Annotated in this window: 19 protein-coding genes; 12 read left to right on the forward strand and 7 right to left on the reverse strand. The window is 65.2% G+C overall.

Annotated features, from left to right (window positions below):
* Positions 1 to 8: 8 nt before the first annotated feature.
* A complete protein-coding gene (locus AADZ78_RS14880) occupies positions 9 to 413 on the reverse strand; it encodes a PIN domain-containing protein (protein WP_085250501.1) in 405 nt (134 codons plus the stop codon).
* Positions 414 to 424: 11 nt separating this feature from the next.
* Positions 425 to 703: a type II toxin-antitoxin system Phd/YefM family antitoxin gene (locus tag AADZ78_RS29070; protein WP_085250502.1), complete on the reverse strand. Its 279-nt coding sequence runs from the start codon at positions 701 to 703 to the stop codon at positions 425 to 427.
* A 290-nt stretch (positions 704 to 993) separates the two neighbouring features.
* On the opposite strand from AADZ78_RS29070, the gene AADZ78_RS14885 reads away from it, so the two are divergent.
* The 10 genes from AADZ78_RS14885 to AADZ78_RS14930 all read left to right on the forward strand — a co-directional run bounded on the left by AADZ78_RS14885 (position 994) and on the right by AADZ78_RS14930 (position 11,141).
* Positions 994 to 1,290 (forward strand): PE domain-containing protein, encoded by a 297-nt coding sequence (locus AADZ78_RS14885; RefSeq protein ID WP_169726295.1) that lies wholly within the window; start codon positions 994 to 996, stop codon positions 1,288 to 1,290.
* Between the two features lie 80 nt (positions 1,291 to 1,370).
* On the forward strand, positions 1,371 to 2,723 hold the full coding sequence (locus AADZ78_RS14890; RefSeq protein ID WP_085250504.1) for a PPE family protein: 1,353 nt from the start codon (positions 1,371 to 1,373) through the stop codon (positions 2,721 to 2,723).
* A 115-nt stretch (positions 2,724 to 2,838) separates the two neighbouring features.
* Positions 2,839 to 3,177 carry a hypothetical protein gene (locus AADZ78_RS14895; protein ID WP_139828707.1) on the forward strand — a complete coding sequence of 113 codons (339 nt, stop codon included), beginning with the start codon at positions 2,839 to 2,841 and terminating at the stop codon, positions 3,175 to 3,177.
* 26 nt (positions 3,178 to 3,203) lie between these two features.
* On the forward strand, positions 3,204 to 3,488 hold the full coding sequence (locus tag AADZ78_RS14900; protein WP_085250506.1) for a WXG100 family type VII secretion target: 285 nt from the start codon (positions 3,204 to 3,206) through the stop codon (positions 3,486 to 3,488).
* A 50-nt stretch (positions 3,489 to 3,538) separates the two neighbouring features.
* Positions 3,539 to 4,369, forward strand: coding sequence for an ESX secretion-associated protein EspG (locus AADZ78_RS14905; protein WP_085250507.1), 831 nt, complete (start codon positions 3,539 to 3,541; stop codon positions 4,367 to 4,369).
* A gap of 121 nt (positions 4,370 to 4,490) precedes the next feature.
* Positions 4,491 to 5,801: an AAA family ATPase gene (locus tag AADZ78_RS14910; protein WP_139828708.1), complete on the forward strand. Its 1,311-nt coding sequence runs from the start codon at positions 4,491 to 4,493 to the stop codon at positions 5,799 to 5,801.
* A 23-nt stretch (positions 5,802 to 5,824) separates the two neighbouring features.
* Positions 5,825 to 7,384: a type VII secretion integral membrane protein EccD gene (eccD, locus tag AADZ78_RS14915; protein ID WP_085250509.1), complete on the forward strand. Its 1,560-nt coding sequence runs from the start codon at positions 5,825 to 5,827 to the stop codon at positions 7,382 to 7,384.
* A 4-nt stretch (positions 7,385 to 7,388) separates the two neighbouring features.
* On the forward strand, positions 7,389 to 8,816 hold the full coding sequence (gene mycP / locus AADZ78_RS14920; protein ID WP_085250510.1) for a type VII secretion-associated serine protease mycosin: 1,428 nt from the start codon (positions 7,389 to 7,391) through the stop codon (positions 8,814 to 8,816).
* Positions 8,813 to 10,807: a type VII secretion protein EccE gene (gene eccE, locus AADZ78_RS14925; RefSeq protein ID WP_085250511.1), complete on the forward strand. Its 1,995-nt coding sequence runs from the start codon at positions 8,813 to 8,815 to the stop codon at positions 10,805 to 10,807. The genes mycP and eccE overlap by 4 nt, the downstream gene beginning before the upstream one ends.
* Before the next feature lie 49 nt (positions 10,808 to 10,856).
* Entirely contained in the window at positions 10,857 to 11,141 is a 285-nt protein-coding gene (locus AADZ78_RS14930; RefSeq protein ID WP_085250512.1) for a helix-turn-helix domain-containing protein, read from the forward strand.
* A 6-nt stretch (positions 11,142 to 11,147) separates the two neighbouring features.
* On the opposite strand, the gene AADZ78_RS14935 is transcribed toward AADZ78_RS14930, so the two are convergent.
* The 5 genes from AADZ78_RS14935 to AADZ78_RS14955 all read right to left on the reverse strand — a co-directional run bounded on the left by AADZ78_RS14935 (position 11,148) and on the right by AADZ78_RS14955 (position 13,338).
* Positions 11,148 to 11,789 carry a maleylpyruvate isomerase family mycothiol-dependent enzyme gene (locus tag AADZ78_RS14935; protein ID WP_085250513.1) on the reverse strand — a complete coding sequence of 214 codons (642 nt, stop codon included), beginning with the start codon at positions 11,787 to 11,789 and terminating at the stop codon, positions 11,148 to 11,150.
* Positions 11,786 to 12,274, reverse strand: coding sequence for an SRPBCC family protein (locus AADZ78_RS14940; protein ID WP_085250514.1), 489 nt, complete (start codon positions 12,272 to 12,274; stop codon positions 11,786 to 11,788). The genes AADZ78_RS14935 and AADZ78_RS14940 overlap by 4 nt, the downstream gene beginning before the upstream one ends.
* Positions 12,271 to 12,594, reverse strand: coding sequence for an ArsR/SmtB family transcription factor (locus AADZ78_RS14945; RefSeq protein ID WP_085250515.1), 324 nt, complete (start codon positions 12,592 to 12,594; stop codon positions 12,271 to 12,273). Before AADZ78_RS14945 ends, AADZ78_RS14940 begins: the two co-directional genes overlap by 4 nt.
* Before the next feature lie 33 nt (positions 12,595 to 12,627).
* Positions 12,628 to 12,900: a DUF3349 domain-containing protein gene (locus tag AADZ78_RS14950; protein WP_085250516.1), complete on the reverse strand. Its 273-nt coding sequence runs from the start codon at positions 12,898 to 12,900 to the stop codon at positions 12,628 to 12,630.
* Between the two features lie 147 nt (positions 12,901 to 13,047).
* Complete coding sequence (locus AADZ78_RS14955) at positions 13,048 to 13,338, reverse strand: type VII secretion target (protein WP_169726296.1); 291 nt, start codon at positions 13,336 to 13,338, stop codon at positions 13,048 to 13,050.
* A 105-nt stretch (positions 13,339 to 13,443) separates the two neighbouring features.
* On the opposite strand from AADZ78_RS14955, the gene AADZ78_RS14960 reads away from it, so the two are divergent.
* Both AADZ78_RS14960 and AADZ78_RS14965 read left to right on the forward strand, forming a co-directional pair.
* Positions 13,444 to 15,264, forward strand: coding sequence for an alpha/beta hydrolase (locus AADZ78_RS14960; protein WP_239656728.1), 1,821 nt, complete (start codon positions 13,444 to 13,446; stop codon positions 15,262 to 15,264).
* A 96-nt stretch (positions 15,265 to 15,360) separates the two neighbouring features.
* Positions 15,361 to 16,197, forward strand: a complete 837-nt coding sequence (locus AADZ78_RS14965) for a DUF3097 domain-containing protein (RefSeq protein ID WP_085250518.1) — start codon at positions 15,361 to 15,363, stop codon at positions 16,195 to 16,197.
* The last annotated feature ends 17 nt before the right edge of the window (positions 16,198 to 16,214 follow it).

The following is a 16,214-nucleotide window of genomic DNA, read 5'->3' on the forward strand; positions in this document are numbered from 1 at the left end:
TGCATCGTTCATCTAACGGCGATGATGGCCAAACGCGGGTGAACGCCGCTGAAATCAGTTTCGTTGCGGGTAATGAGTGGGACGTCCAGCGCAACTGCTACGGCCGCAATGAGTAGATCGAACCGGCGCGGCTTCGGGTTTCGGCCACCGGCTCGCACTGTGGCGCACAAGGCTCCATAGATTCGCGCAGCTTGGGCGTCGAACGGTATCGGATCGAAGGTATTGATGATCCAGTGATAGCGCTGTTCGCGCACGGCATTGAGGAGTGGATCGGCGGTGTGCAAGCCATATGACAGCTCGGCGAGCGTGATGGTGCTGACCGCTGCTGCCGATGCCTGCGCGGCGACGGCAGCAGCCGGGTAGTCGATGACGACGGACGTGTCGAGTAATGCTCGCTCGTGCGGTGTGGTCATTCGGTGACGCGCTACCTATCGGCGTGGCTGTCGTCCACCGCATTGTCGAGTTTTTTCAGGTCACGAGTGAACCGTGCCACGTCCCAGGTGGGAAGTTCGCTTATGCCCGCGGCGATTTGGGCTACTGGAACGAAGCGCGGGCGTCGATCGGATCCGGATTCGCCGTGTGGGACGAGATCTGCTACTGGCACACCGTTTCGGGTCACCGTGAACCGTTCGCCCCGTTGCACACGACGCATTATCGCGCCGCTATCGTTTCGCAGTTCCCGTTGACTAAGGGGTGTCGCCATAACAGCTAACGTAGCGTAAATGTGCTACGCACTGTAGCCAAGGTCAGATTGGTGACTACGACAGTCTCTCGAATGGCATCGCTATTGGACTCGTGTTAGCTACCCTATTCAACACGCATTTGCCCTTATTGAACACGTGTTACTTAGTGGGTCCCGCTACCATGGATCTGGCCGAAACGGGTGAGTTGCGGCGACCAGCGTGTACAGTCAATATTTACCAGCAGAGGTAAAAATCGTCCTAGGCGGCAGTGGCCCGTTGCGGCGGTTTGGGGTTGCAAAGAGGTTTGCTAGTGATCACTCATGTTATACCAGAGGCTTTGCTGGCTGGTGTGGTGGATGTTGTTAGCAACGCCGCCACCACCGCGTCGGTGGTGGCCGGCACCGCGCCCGGCACGATTGCGCCGCCGGTTGCTGGGACGGACGAAGCCTCGGCATTGGCATCGCTGAACACCAGCGTGCACGCCGCGGAGTTTCTCACCACGGCCGCACACGGGACCTTCACGCTGGGGCACTACGCAGGCGCGCTGGGTAACTCCGGGGTAGCCTACGAGGTGGTCGACGACGCCAATGCCGCGATGCTGATCTAGCCGCCCTCCACGATCATGGCCGAGGTTGGGGGACCCGAGGGCTGGTGTACACCACCCCATTTCGCTGGGGGTGACCGCTGATGGTGGCCGCACCCCCGGAGGTGATCACCGGCCGTCTGATGTCGGGTGCCGGCGCTGCACCCATGCTGGAAGCGTCTGCGTCCTTTACTGCGGCGGCGGCGGCCTACGAGGCCGCCGCCGACCGTTTGGAGGCGCACCTAGCGTGGCTGATGAACGCTTGGCAGTCGCCGACGGCGCTTGCGGTGCTGGCCGCGGTGACTCGCTATGTGGCCTGGCTGCGGGTTACGCAAGCCCAGCTCGTCGCCTCGGCAGGGCGTACCGCCGACCAGGCGGCGGCGTTTACCACCGCCTACACCACGATGGCGCAGATGGCCGAAATCATCGACAACCGGGTCACCACCGCCGTCTTGTACGCCACGAATTTCCTCGGGGTGAACACGATTCCGATCGGCGTCCGAGAAGGGCAGTACGTTGGGATGACCATTCAGGACATCGTCGTGCAGGAAACGTATTTGGCGGCAACCATCGCCAACACGGCGTTCGAGTCGTTTCTCCCGGCGATTCCCATCGTGGTCGGCGCCCCTGTCCTTCCGCCGGTGATCGACCAGGCTGTCGTCGCCGCGGACCGCGCGGGGGACACCTTGATGCTGGCCGCGAGCAAGGCCGAGTCGGCGGCCCAACTGATGAGCCAGATGATGGGCCAAGGCGTCAGCGCCGCGGTAATGGGCGGGCTGTTGAGCAAGGCCGGCGTCCAGCAAGCCGACCCGCATGACGCGCTGGACCGCTACCGCGACGCGCAATCCCAACAGCAGCAACAGCAGAGCGCGACCGACAAGATGGGCAAGCAGCTGATGCAGCAAGTTCCGCAGCAGCTGGCCCAGGGCGTCTCCCAGGCCGCCCAGATCCCGCAACAGGCGGTTCAGCTGCTGACTCAGCCGCTGCAGCAGGCCACTCAGCAGGCCCAGCAGTTCGGGTCACAAATCGGGCAGCTGATGTCGCAGGTAGCACCGGAACATCGGGTCGATTCGCCGGGGTTTTTCGACACCCAGCCGTCTTTGCCGACGCTGGATCGATTGGCCGGCAGCAACATTGGTGCCCCGGCGCTGACCGCTGCGATACGAGTCCCCACCCTGGGTGGACTGTCCGCGGCCTCGACCGGATTCCGGTTCCCCAGCGGTTGGGACAGCGCCTTGCCAACCACTCCGGCGTCGGCGTCGCCGGTTGGGTTGGCGGCGCGACCGCTCGGAGCTGGCATGGCCCCGCTGCACGCATTGCATCGCCCGCAGGAAGAGGAAGAAGAAAAGGTCACCCGTGCCGCACCGGAACTGGTACCGGTGTGGGGAGCCGAGCCTCCCGAACTGCAGACGGTATCTGCCGGGGAGCTGGTCAGCGAACGGCAGGAGGCGGTATGAGCCTCGCGCCGAACACACACTTGCACTCAGCGCTATTCGGAGTGCGCCATGCCGGGTTGGCGTGGAAATCCAGGAATGGCGATTCACCCCTGAGATCACAAGATTGGAGAGGCTGATGGCGACAACAGCCGGCATGCCGTTCTCAATGGATACGGCCAATCACCTGGCCCAGACCCAAGGATTCATGGGCCTGGTCGATGAGACCCGCGGCAACAACCAGCGGCTGCTGGCGGCGGCGGATACCTTCCAAACCGTCAACCAGGGCCACATGTCTCAGTCAGCCCAGGTGGTTTTGGCCGACGTGCACTCCACCGCCGTGCAGAACAACGAGGTCCTCAACGGGATCACCACCGGTCTGCAGACCAGCTACCAGATGACCGACGGCCAGGAAGCCACCAACGCCGCCAACGTCATGCACGCCGGAGCAGCGCTCGGCACGTCGATCTACACCTAACAGACCAATCTTCAAAGGAGATTCCAATGGCCGACATCCTCTACAACTACGCCGGCATGGAAGCATGCATCGGGGAGATGACCCAGATCCACGCGACCGCGGTGGCGCTGAAGATGACCGGCATTGCCCACCGGGAGTCGCTGCGTGGCACCTGGACTGGTAATGCGCACATGTCGTTCGACGACGCCTTTCAGCGCTACCTCAACGTCAACGAACGTGTCGAGGAAGCTTCACAGCGCGTCATCCAAGCACTGAGCACCGGTACCTCGGACATGCAGGCCTGCGAAATGCAGCAGTGCCAAGTGTTCTGAGGCAAAAGTCCGGTCGCGCAGACGATTTGGGCGCACCAAGGCGATCCGACATGCTGGCCGCGGCGCACCTCAGCGTCGACGGGGTGTTGTTCCTCAAGCGGCTGCTGGGCATCGAGAGCCTGCCCGCGGTGTTGGCCCTGCTCGACAATGTGTACTACGCGGCCGACCAAGCCGTGGTCGACGACCACACCGTCCCGGTGCTGGTCGACAGCGGCCTGATGTCGCCGGACGGGACGGTGGAGCCGTCGCTGCATCAGTGGTTGCGGGTGCTCGAGCGGCCCGAGATCGACGTGTCGTTGCGCGCCTTGGAAGGCGACCGGATGCGCCGGGCCGCGGTCGCCCGTCGCGGCGAGAATCACGTGCTGGCACTGCGCCGCAACGACGAGGTTGTGATTCAGGGTGTGTGGTCGCACGGGCAGTCCGTCGACGAAGTGATGTGCGCTCCGCTGTGGGCCGCGTTGCGGGTCAGCCAGGATCAGCCTGCTCCGCCGCCGGCAGACCTGGAGTCGGTGACGCTGTCGTGGGCAGAGGTTCAAGAACTGGCAACGTGTGCGCCCGGGCAGAATCTGCGCTGGCTGCGCGACCACGGTGTCAACCCGGCTGCCGCCAAGATCCTCAATGAAATGTCGACCTATTCGGGGCAGCGCGCCGAGCTTGTGATCCACCAGGACCAGGGGATCATCACGTTTGAAACGCCGGCCGGTGTCGGTGTTGCCGACACCTCCGCGGGACGGGTTGTGTCAGCGGTGCGCCGTCAAGGCAGTCAGTTGTATGTGACTTTCGGTCCCGGTACCTATGCGCGGTTTCGTGCCGCGATGACCGATCTGGTCGACTTGACGCCGGCAAAGAATTGGTTTGCTGCGCGACCGCGGCCACATTGAGGAACAGGAGTAGGTTAGTGACGGAATTTCGGGTTGGCGAGCAGACGCAAAAGCCCCCGAAAACCGCGCGTTTCGGGGGCTTTTGCGTCTGCTCGCGCTCCTGGTGCGGAAGGGTGACCGAGTGACTGACGACGACGTCCAGGCGCAACGGGCGCAAGAATCGGCGCAGCAGAGCGCGCCGCCACCATCGCTGGTGCCCGCGCAACAGCCTCCGCAGCCGACACCACCATTGCCCGGTCCGCCTGCGGGGCCCGTGACTGCGGTGTCCGCGCCGCCCGGGCAGCGCGAGACCGTCGCGCAGCGGATTCCTCAGCCCACTCCCGCGGCGGCTTCGCCATGGGCCTCCCCGCAGCACCAGGCACCGCAGTGGGCGCCACCGACACCGGTGCAGGCGCCGGCACCGGGCGCGTCGCGTAATAGCGCGGCGGTGGACATCCGCACGCAGGCACCCGACGGTGACCAGTACCGGCGGCCCGCCGCCCCGATCCAAGCCGCCGCCACCGGTATCCGCCAGGAACTGATCAAGGTGGCCACCGAGGAACGCTCGCCGCGCGCCAACGCTGGCTGGCGCGGAGCGCTCAACCACCTGGGCCTCGGACTGGCTCCCGGGGCAAAGGAATTGGCGCACCGGGAGGTGCTGCGTCGCATTCGGGCCAGCAAGCAAAAGATGTATTCCATTGCGGTGCTGACCCTTAAGGGTGGTGCCGGCAAAACCACCGTGACCTCGGCGCTGGGCCAAGTGTTCGCCTCGGTCCGCGGAGACGGCGTCATGGCCGTCGATGCCGATCCTTCGTCCGGCGACCTGCCGATGCGCACCGCATCGCACCCGGAAAACCTGTCGATGGTCGATCTGATTCAGGAAGAAGATCTCACCCAGCGCGACTTCGTGATGCGGTTCCTGTCGACTACCGACACCGATCTGCAAGTGCTGGCCAACGGATGGCGCGCCGACGACGACCGGGTGCTCGAACCCGACGATATCCGCGATGTCCATGAAATTGCCTCGCACTACTACAGCCTGCTGCTGTGGGACGGCGACACCAACCTGCATTCGCCGCTAGTGCGTGAGGTGCTGTCGAAGTCTGACGCGGTTGCGCTGTTGGTGCAGGCATCCCCACAAGGGGCGGTCGCGGCCGGCAACGCCATCGACTGGCTGCGGTTCCACGGGTTTGAGGGGCTGCTGGCCCGCACGGTGCTCGTGGTCAACGAATCCACCAGCAAGACAAGGGTCAACATGGACTCACTGCTGACCGTGCTACGACGTCAACAACTCAAGATTCACCGCATCCCGTTCGACAAGCACCTCGACGAGGGTCTGGTGGTGGACCTGGCGAAGCTGCGCAAGAAGACGCTACGCGCCTTCGAAGAGTTGGCGGCGATGCTGGCCGACGACTTCACCGTCCCGCAACCGCCGGCGGCGGTACCAGCCTGAGTTAATCGGAAGAGAGGCAACCGATGTCAGTGGTATTGCCCGCCGCCCCACTGCCGGCCGAACCGGCCCCCGAGTCTGGCGCTGGGACTGGACCGGCGACCGCTGTGCCAGAGCAACTACGGCTGTGCATCCACGTGGCCAACTACTTCGTGGACACCTCGGTCTCGGCGCACGCACCGCTGTCGGTGGTCATGGAAGGGCTGGTGCCGTTCCTGGTCGATACCCTCCGAAACGAAGGCCTGGCAATAGAATTCGATCGCGCTGCGGTTTACTCACTGGCCGTTGAAGGTGGGATGGCATTCCCGCGGACGACCACGCTGGCCGATGCGGGTGTGCTGGACGGCGCCCGGCTGATCCTGCGGGAAGTGCACTCCAACGAGGTGTTTCGGCCGATCATCGAGGATTCGGCCGACGCCATGGCCGAGTTCAACGCCGCGAAATTCGCATCGTTTAGCCCCGGCACCGCACGGGTGCTGGGACTGGCCGCGCTGATAGCCGGTTCGATGCTGCTGGCGGTGCTGAGCATCGCGGCGTGGTGGGCGACATCGAGCATCGCGTGGTGGCTGCCGCCGACGGCGGCGCTGGCGCTGATCGCGGTGTCGGGTGCGGTGATCGCGGGGCGGCGTGGGGCGACCCAGATCAGCTACACCTTGGGGCTGGCGGCGCTGCCGCTGGCGCTGGCCGCCGGCTGGGTGGCCGTTCCCGCCTATGACGGTATCGACGGGCACTGGACGGCGGCCAATATCTGCGCAGGCATCTTTACCGCCGGTGGTGTGTCGCTGATTGTGTTGTGGCTGACCGGGATTGGCATTGCCGCGCATACCGCGGTGGTGACCCTTTCGGTTGCCGGCGCGGCGGCGGCCGCGGTGCGCGTCTACACCGGGTTCGACGGGCGCCAGATCGCCGCAGTGGCGGTGCTCGTGGGTGCCATCTTGATCGCCTCCGCGCAGGCGATGGCGCTGGGTTTGGCGCGGGTGCGGCCACCGAGCCTGCCGCCGCCGGGGGAGGACATCGATCGCAGCGAACTCGAGGAAGCTGCCCTGGTGGTCGAGGTGTTCGATGACCCCAGCGGGGTGCGCTCGGTAGCGTTGGCCGAAAGTGAAGACGCCCAACTGGAGCGGCGGTCCCGTGCCTCCAACAAGTACCTGACCGGTCTGTTCATCGCCGCGGTGATCATCACCGCGGTCGGTGCCGTGGCCGCGGTGTACCCGCAAACCCACTACTTCTACGGCGAGGTCGCGCTGGCGATTAGCACCACGCTGGTGCTGGCGTTGCGGGGGCGTTCGCTGACCGACCGTGTCCAGGCGGTGACGTTCTTCCTGGGCGCTTTCGCCGTGGCCGTTGGACTGGCGATCACCGTGGTGCTCGGGACACACAGTCCGGTGGCGCAACTCAGCGTGTTGGGAGGGACCGCCCTGGCCGTGGTGCTGGCGGCGCTGGCCGCGTTACGGATACCGGGAGCCAAGATCTCCGAACTGACGGCGCGCCGCACGGAGAACCTGGAGTTCTTGCTGATCCTGGCCGGACCCCCGCTGGTGGTATGGATAACCGGCACCTTTGCGGCCCTGCGGAACCTGTTCTGACGCAATGAGAATTCCGACGTTGGCGCGCGGCGCGGCAATCCTGACAACGGTGGCCGCCATGGTGGCGGTGACCCCGGTCGGCACCGCCGCCGCGGTCAACCCGCCCAATCCGGATATCGGGGCAGCACCTCCAGACGGCCCGCCTAGCCCCGATGTGTCAATGCGCAAGAACGGGGCCTGCGTCGTCGGTGGCGTCTTGCCCAACTCGGATCTGTCCAAGCCGCCACCCCCGTCGGTGTCACTGCAGCTCGACAAGGCGCATAGCTTCTCTACCGGCGCCGGCGTGATGGTGGCCATCATCGACACCGGGGTCCGACCACAGCCTCGACTTCCCGGCATGATCCCCGGCGGCGATTACGTCGAGCCCGCCGGCAACGGCTTCGACGATTGCGACGGGCATGGCACCATTGTGGCCGGAATCATCGGCGCCGCACCGGCTTCCAGCGATGGGCTGATCGGAGTCGCCCCCAATGCACAGATCCTTGCGATTCGACAGACCTCGGCGGCCTACATCCCCGACGCCGGCTCGGCCAACCCCGACGACCCCACGGCGTCGCGCACCGCCGGCGACATTCGCACGCTGGCACGGGCTATCGTGCACGCCGCCAATCTCGGTGCCCGGGTGATCAACGTGTCCGTGGTGTCGTGTGTGAAGGCGACCACCCCGATCGAGCAGGCCACGTTGGGCGGTGCGCTGAAGTACGCCGTCGATGTCAAAGACGCGGTGGTGGTCGCCGCCGCGGGCAACATCAACGGAATCGACGCCGGAGCCGGTCAGCAGAACAACTGCCGGGCCAACCCGGATGTCGATCCCGCGCATCCCGAGGATCCCCGCAATTGGGGTGGTGTGACGTCGATTTCGACGCCGTCCTGGTTCGACGACCAGGTGCTGTCGGTGGGATTCGTGTCGCCGGATGGGGTTCGCGCGCAAAATTCGATGTCTGGGCCATGGGTCGACGTCGCCGCACCCGGATCCGGCATCGTGTCGCTGAGTTCCACCGGGGACACGGTGATTAACGGGGTGCCCGGCAGTGACGGACCACTGGTGCCGATAGCGGGCAGCTCTTTCGCCGCGGCGTATGTGTCAGGTTTGGCGGCGCTACTGCGATCGCGATTTCCGAATCTGACAGCGCACCAAGTCATTACCCGCATTATCAGCACCACACACGCGCCGGCGCGGGGCGTCGACAATGTGGTCGGTCGCGGCATGATCGACCCCGTCGCCGCGCTCACCTACGAGGTCCCGATCGAGGGCAAACCTGCCGCGACGGTGCAGGCGGCCCAACTGGCGATGCCGCCACCGCCGCGCCCACCCGATCGCAAGCCGAAGCATGGCGCAGCCATCGTGATGGGAACCGTTGTGGCGGTGCTCATCGTGGTTGGTGTGGTGGTCGCCGCGACGGGTGCCCGCCGACCGGGACGGCCGCGATGACCCGCCGCGGCCGGGTGCAGGCGCACCGTACCGGTTGGCTGCGCGTTGGCCCGCCATCGGCATTGGTGTTCACCGTCGTCGTGTGCGCATTGGTACCCACCACCACCGGGCCGAACGGGGCTGGGCTACTCCTTTGGTCGTCAGTGCTTATCGGCCTGGCGGCGTTTGTCGCGCTGTTCGTTCCGATCCGGGGCCGGGTGTTGCTGGTCGAGTGGATCGCGGTGGTGCTGGCGTTCTGGCGGCGCCGCAAGCGCCCGCTGGTCGACGAACTACCGGCGGCGACGGACGTCAACGTCATCGCGGGCGCCGCCGGCGTGCGCTGGGACGGCTACATGGTGGTGTCGGCGGTCGAAATCACTGCTGCTCCGGCGCTGACCTATGAAGCCGCCGGTCGAGCGGTGACCGACAGCGCATTGTCTTTGGATCTGGTGGTGTCGCTGATGCGCCACTACGACCTCAACATTGACATCGATATCGTGTCGACCGGCCGCCACGTGCCGTCGGGATCGGCCTATCGCACGGTGTACTCCGAAATCGTCGGTCCACGACCGGTAATCGGGCAGCGACGCACCTGGCTGATATTGCGCCTGGATGCCAAAGAAAATCTCACCGACATCGTCGCCCGCGGCCCCTCGGGTCGCGCGGCGCCCAAGGCGTTGGTGTCGGCCACCCATCGGGTGGTGCAACGCTTGCAGCGGGCGCGGATCCGTGCCTGCGCGCTGTCCGCCGAAGACCTCGACGAGCTTGCCGCGATCTTGCTTAAACCCATTGGCGCCGTGGGCAATCGCGAGCGCTGGGGGACGGTGGAATCCGGTCCCAACTACATCAGCACCTATGTCGGCGATCCCGCCACCCTCAATTCCGACCAGCTGGACCGGTGGTGGTCGTGGCGCACCGAAGACGCGGTTGTCATGCTGCGGCTGTCGGGCATGCGTACCGGTGATGTCAAGGTCGGTTCGGTGGTGCGGTACGTGACCCACGGCAAGGCCTACCGGCCGCTGGCCGGGTCGAATCTCGCACTGCCCACCGGTGTTCAACGGCTGATGCTGGCGGCCCCAGTGCCGGGAGGCGACCGCAGTCTCGAAGTCGCGCTGCCCTCAATCAGCGTGTCCCAGCTCGACGAACTCAGCATTCCGATTGGACCGTCCGGACAACTGCTTGGCCAATCCGACGACGGAAGGATGGTGGCCGTGCCGCTCTGGGACCAGAGTGGACAACCACAGCGGCGCCGGATTGAGGCGTGCGTCAGCGTTGAGCTTGCGCAGCAGCTGATCTTGCGGGCGGTGGTGACGGGTGCTGTGGTGTGCATTCACACCGACTCGAGGCCGCGCTGGGACAATCTGGTGGCCGCCATCGGCGACAGTGCGCGGCTGTTTTATGCCACCGCGGGCGCGTTTGCGTGCGATATCGCCGTGTTCGACGGACGTCCCGTTACGACCGTGCCGGCGCGGACGGTGATGCGATTGCGCGGGCCGGCTAATGAGATGGCCTCCGCAACAATTGGCGGCGCGGATGTGACCATGGTGGAGGGCGACGGCCAGACCATGGAGATCACCGTCGGATCTGACCAGTCGCAGCTAGTGCGGATCATCCGCAGCCGCGAAGAAGACCGCTATCTGGGACACGCTGAACCCGAAGCGATTCCCCGCCGATCGGTGTCCACCGAGCCCACCTTGACTCGTACGGCACGCCAGCCCCAGCCACGGATTCGGGAGCCGGCCCCGGTCGCCGCCGCAGCACCGCCGGCCACAGCTGCCGACGCTGGGAAGCTGACGATCGCGAGTGGCGGCCCTCGGCACCGCAATATCGCAGGGCCACAACGGGTTGTGCGTGTGCAGCGGCCCGAACCGGCCGCCGGTCAGTCAAGGCCGCCGCGCCCGCGCCGGCAATTCAATCTGCCGCAGGATTCGCCGCCGGCACCGCCCGACGGCGAGTCCGATCCCGCACCGCCGAATCCGGAACGCCGGGTTCGATGGCGCGGACGCGAGTAGTCAGCGCACGACACGGCGGGGAATTGCATTGATCAAGAGGGGGATTGGAATGGCACAGCTGGAGCCGTCGCATCCGGCCACCACGTATTTCGCGGAGCGGTTGCAGGAGTTGGCGTCGACCACCAACGTGCGTACGCACGACGACAGCGGGCAGGTACGCAAGATGACCCCGTTGCGGCTGCAGAAACTGCTCAAGGAGCAGGCGCCGGACCTACCGGTGTCCCAGACTCAGATCTATCGCTACTACCACGGCGAGGCGGCGCCGAGACTGGATGTGGTCTGGGAGCTGGCGCATTTGCTCGGTGTGTCACCGCGCGCCTTCCTGCCGGAGTAACGCCCGTTAGCTGACGCGTTCTGCCAGGGTTGACTTTCCGGGGCCGGAGAGCTCGGCGAGTGCCGCCGGCCTGCCGGCCATCGCCATCATGAGGGCTTCGCCGGGGCCGGTGACATCCGGCCCGCTGCCGTATACCCAGTCGATATCGGTGGCGCGTAGTCGCAAACCTTTGATTCGTCCTCGCGCCCCAAGCCTGGGGTTCTTCGGCAGGAGTTCGAGGACGCGCCCGAGTCGCTCCGCCGGGATGGTACGGGGCTGATCTAGCGCTCTCCGGATGTCTTGGTGGTGGACGGTGCCGTCGATGAGGGCGATCATTCCGCCGAAACCCGTTGTCAGGCCACGAGGTTCGAGGTGACGATCGACAAAGTCAAGCAATTGTTGTGGGCTCAGCGATGCGAATTCGTCGACACCCACTTGGTTTGCCCGCACGATCCGGCCTTTGACAAAGCGTTTGAGCAGCCCGATGGCGTTGAGCTCTTCGTAGCTGAACATATGCGCGACAACATCTTTGACACTCCACCCGTCGCAGAGGCTGGGCGCTTCCCACTGCCCCGGCGTCAGAGTGGCCAGAAACGCCGCGAGTTCGGCCCGCTCGGCACGAGCCATAGCCATCAAGGTGGTTGCCGACCCGTTTCCCGCCCGGGTCATGGTCGCGCCTCGACGCCGAATAGGCCGGCATAGCGGCGCAGGTACAGGGGCCATCCGGCCTCGCCGTCGACACCGTCGGCGACGGACTCCCAGCCCGAGCCGTGCCGGTCGAGGCAGCGGTGTTCGAGTTCCACCCGCGTCGTTTCGGCGGATTCCGCGGTGAAGCGGACTTCGACTTCGCTGGTCTTGGAGAGATCGGTTTCGGGCTGCCAGGCTGGGCTGATGTCCCAGCTGAACACCACTCGAATCGGGGGCTCGTAGACCAGCACGCGTGCCCATCGACACACGCTGCCGTCAACGCCACGGTCGTAGATGTGCCCTCCGGCATGACATTCAAAGACTGTTTCGGCGATTGGGGCGGCGAGCAAGTTGTGTTCACGGGGCTTGAAGTCCCCGAAGCGAGCCGTGAATACGGCGAAGGCGCGCTCGATCGCGGCGTTGACCACAATGTGGTGTCGGACAGCTTGGGTTCGCGGACGTGTCATGCACCGTCTCCTTCTTTATCGATGATCTGCGCGTAGGCAGTCAGGGCCTGTGTCCAGAACCGGTCGAGGTCGGCGCGCAATGCTTGCAGGCCCGTCGGGTCAAGCTGGTAGACGCGACGCGTGCCCGCGGCGCGGTCGCACACCAGCCCGGCGGACTTGAGCACCTTCAGGTGCTGTGACACCGCCGGCCGGCTGACGGGCAGTTCACGGGCCAATTCACCGACGGCCAACGGGCCGTGCGCCAGGCGTTCCACGATGGCCCGCCGAGTCCCGTCGGCCAGCGCCTGCCATGCCTCACCCGTGTCTTGGTAAGTGGACACGAACCGTAAGTCTACACTTACGGAAAGAGGCGATCAATGCCTAACGAGTAAGCACTTCACCCGATCGATGTCGTCGAGGGAGGGCATCTCCTGCGTGACTCGCGTAATTGCCACCCCGACATCCGCTGTGGTAATCGGCCGACGGTGATGTGCAATGAGTTCACTTGTGAGGGCATTGATTTCATCGTCGGAGAGCCGTCGCCGCGATAGGGCGACCAACGGCACATAACCGGTGACCGGCATCCAGGTGGGGTAGCCGCCGCGCAGAAAAGCGACAAACTTCGATACCCGCTGGGCCATGTGCATGGATCCACCTCGCTAACGCCCCCGGCCATCCATTAACGGCAGTTTGCGCCCCGGTAGCAAACCTAACAGCGAGGACATCACCAGACCAGCAACGCCACACGTCGCCGCAAAATTCGTTCAAGCACCACGCCCGTCACCGGGCTACCGCTAACGGTGCGGAACGCGTTCGGCGTTAGTCACGTCGGCGGTGACAATGGCCTGGGCCGCCACCCGGATATCCGAAGCATGAGTGTGGTAGCGGTCCGCGAGTTGCTCGCCGCTCATCTGCAGCTTCGCCAAGTACTCGCAAAGCGCAACGCTGAACATCGCTCCCGCGGCCCCGTATACGCCTACCGAGGCAACCAGGGACGGGTCGGGTTCGCAGGCTGCCATCACTTCGGCCGCCAGCCCATCGTTGGCGTCGCCAAACGCCGTTACCTTGGCCGCGTCAATGGACATTGGTTGCGTCATACGCTGTCACGCCCCCTTGATTCGCAGACCGTAATCGCTCGTCCAAGATTACCTGTCTTGTCGCTGTTGCGCCGGGTTGGCTACGTTGTCGGGGTGGGGACATCGATCGATGCTGCCCTTGCGGCCTTGAAGGCATTGCTGGGCACCGGCGATCCGGTGTCTCCCCGCGTCCCCAATCTGCCGGCCGATCCGCCGCCCTGGCCACCGTGGACCGGTGCGCTGTCGGATGCGGCGAAGATCAAAAGCGCGGACTTGGATGGCCAGCGCACGCGGCTGTACACGCAGCAAGTCAACGCCTACCCAATCATCACCGGTGCGGGCCAGAGCCTTCTGCATGCCCGCAAGCAGATGGACGCAGTCATTGCGGCCTGGCTGGCGGACAAGCTCAGCCTCGGCCGGTTAGCGAACACGCCGCAGGGACAGCGGGCATTGCTGGCCGCTGGACAGATGAGGCTGAGTGAGGCCGCTGAGGTCATCCGGCAGGCTATGCGGGAATTCGGCCAAGCCGCACAGCAACTCAACGCCATCGCCAACGATTTTCCGCTGACCCCCGGGCAAGGGCGGACGGCCAATCTGGAGATGCCGCAACTGCCCCCGGACGGGACAAGTGCCCAAGACGTCGAGAATTGGTGGAGTTCGTTAAGCCAGGACGACAAAGACAGGCTGATCGCCGCGCATCCACAAAAGTTGGGGAATTTGAACGGCATTCCCGCGGCAGTGCGCGACCCGGTCAACCGAGCGGTGCTGAACGATGACCTACATCGCGTGCAGGACATCGCCAGGCGCAACGGTGTCGACCCCAACGCGGTGATCGGCGACCCAGGCAAGTACGGGTTGTCGGGCGACGAAGTTACCCGCTACAGCAACGCCGTCAGAACTTCCGAAGGACTCGAACACGACAGGACATGGACCGCGGACGGCCAAAACAATGCCGACCGACCTGTCATGTTGTGGGCATACGACCCCTTGGCATTTCAGGGTCGAGGCAAAGCCGCCATCGCCATCGGTAACCCCGACTGGGCCCGCAACACGGCGGTCATCGTGCCGGGCACCGGTAGCAGCGTGAAAGCGGGTTGGCTCGCCGCAGGGCGTAACGACGCCGCTGTGCTCTACGACCAGACCGGGCTCGCCGATCCGGATAGCACCTCGGTAATCGCGTGGATGGGCTACGAAACACCGGACAGCTTTACCGACCCGGATATTGGGAACACGACGCTGGCGCGCCAGGGCGGCGACTTGCTGGCCGCCGACGTGAACGGCTTGGGGGTCACGCACAATGGCCCCGCGAATATCACCGTGATCGGACATTCGTATGGATCGACCACGGTGGCCGATGCGTTTGCCAACAGCGGCATGCACGCCAACAATGCGATATTGCTGGGATGTCCAGGCACCGATCTGGCGCGTAGCGCCGCCGATTTCCATCTCCCCGAAGGTGGCCGTGTCTATGTCGGGGCCGCCTCCACGGATCCCATTAGCTGGGTCCCCGAGATGGGTTCGACGCTGCAGAACTATCTCAACGACAAGCTCGGCGACCTGGTGGGTGCCTCGGCAGGGCTTGGTGCTGACCCCGCCTCGGACGGTTTCGGGTCAATACGCTTTCGCGCCGAAGTCCCCGGCGCCGACGGGCTGGATCCCGCCGATCATTCGTACTACTACACCGTCGGCAGCGAATCGCTGCGCAGCATGACGGACATCGTCACCGGCAACCCCGGTCGCCTCTTCGAGGACAACTTGATTGCCGAAGGCCGCCACTTGCCGCACCTGACCACCCCCAGTCAGGTCAACATCCCGGGGCTTGGCAGGGTTGAGCTACCCCATATCGACGTTCCGTTGCCGGGTTTGGGCGGGATCGATATCGAGCCTGAATCAAACCGCGGCGGCGTCACCAGTAGTCACCAGTATCGGCCCTAAGTTTCAGCACGGAAAATAAAACTGGCACAAGGATTTTCGAGGCAGTTACGGCGCGCCTCGCCCGCGATTGCCCGCTCCGCTTCCTAGTATTGCCGGGTGATGGATCGCTACGGAACCGACGTGCTTGCCGGGGGAGGGCGGCGCAAGCCTCGCTCGGTCGAGCACCCTGTCGAGCTCGGCATGGTTGTCGAGGACGCACAGACCGGCTACGTCGGCGCCGTGGTCCGGGTTGAATACGGCCGCGTCGACCTCGAAGACCGCCACGGTCGCACCCGCGGCTTCCCGCTAGGTCCCGGCTACCTGCTCGACGGTCGCCCGGTAATTCTCGCGGCGCCCCGCCGCGCGGCACCCGCTGGCCCGACGCGAACGGCGTCGGGATCGGTCGCCTTGTCCGGTGTGCGAGCCCGGGTCGCCCGCGCCAGCCGGATCTACGTCGAGGGCCGTCATGACGCCGAACTCATCGCACAGGTCTGGGGCGAGGACCTGCGTGTCGAGGGTGTCGTGGTCGAGCACCTCGGTGGAATCGACGACCTGGTGGACATCGTGGCCGAGTTCGCGCCGGGCCCACAAAACCGGCTCGGCGTGCTGGTCGATCACCTTGTCACGGGTTCGAAAGAGGCGCGCATCGCCGATGCGGTGCGCCGGGGACCGGGCGGCTCGAACACGTTGGTCGTCGGTCATCCCTACGTCGACATTTGGCAGGCGGTAAAGGCGCAGCGAGTCGGTCTGGCCGCCTGGCCAACTGTGCCGCGGAACATGGAGTGGAAGCGCGGTGTGTGCGAGGCACTCGGCTGGCCGCACGCCAACCAGGCGGACATCGCCAACGCATGGCGGCGCATCCGTTCGAAGGTTCGCGACTGGAACGACCTGGAGCCGGCCTTGATCGGCCGGGTCGAGGAACTGATCGACTTTGTGACGCAGCTAGCTGGCTAACCCGAAGTTGCGGCGTT

The sequence above is a fragment of the Mycobacterium riyadhense genome, from assembly GCF_963853645.1.
Lineage (GTDB): Bacteria > Actinomycetota > Actinomycetes > Mycobacteriales > Mycobacteriaceae > Mycobacterium > Mycobacterium riyadhense.

Coding starts and splice junctions, on each gene's coding strand:
- AADZ78_RS14950 (WP_085250516.1), bottom strand. CDS start 12,900: ATGCACATGGCCCAGCGGGTATCGAAGTTTGTCGCTTTTCTGCGCGGC.
- AADZ78_RS14905 (WP_085250507.1), top strand. CDS start 3,539: ATGCTGGCCGCGGCGCACCTCAGCGTCGACGGGGTGTTGTTCCTCAAG.
- mycP (WP_085250510.1), top strand. CDS start 7,389: ATGAGAATTCCGACGTTGGCGCGCGGCGCGGCAATCCTGACAACGGTG.
- AADZ78_RS29070 (WP_085250502.1), bottom strand. CDS start 703: ATGGCGACACCCCTTAGTCAACGGGAACTGCGAAACGATAGCGGCGCG.
- eccD (WP_085250509.1), top strand. CDS start 5,825: ATGTCAGTGGTATTGCCCGCCGCCCCACTGCCGGCCGAACCGGCCCCC.
- AADZ78_RS14930 (WP_085250512.1), top strand. CDS start 10,857: ATGGCACAGCTGGAGCCGTCGCATCCGGCCACCACGTATTTCGCGGAG.
- AADZ78_RS14895 (WP_139828707.1), top strand. CDS start 2,839: ATGGCGACAACAGCCGGCATGCCGTTCTCAATGGATACGGCCAATCAC.
- AADZ78_RS14940 (WP_085250514.1), bottom strand. CDS start 12,274: ATGACACGTCCGCGAACCCAAGCTGTCCGACACCACATTGTGGTCAAC.
- AADZ78_RS14935 (WP_085250513.1), bottom strand. CDS start 11,789: ATGACCCGGGCGGGAAACGGGTCGGCAACCACCTTGATGGCTATGGCT.
- AADZ78_RS14955 (WP_169726296.1), bottom strand. CDS start 13,338: ATGTCCATTGACGCGGCCAAGGTAACGGCGTTTGGCGACGCCAACGAT.
- AADZ78_RS14880 (WP_085250501.1), bottom strand. CDS start 413: ATGACCACACCGCACGAGCGAGCATTACTCGACACGTCCGTCGTCATC.
- eccE (WP_085250511.1), top strand. CDS start 8,813: ATGACCCGCCGCGGCCGGGTGCAGGCGCACCGTACCGGTTGGCTGCGC.
- AADZ78_RS14890 (WP_085250504.1), top strand. CDS start 1,371: ATGGTGGCCGCACCCCCGGAGGTGATCACCGGCCGTCTGATGTCGGGT.
- AADZ78_RS14900 (WP_085250506.1), top strand. CDS start 3,204: ATGGCCGACATCCTCTACAACTACGCCGGCATGGAAGCATGCATCGGG.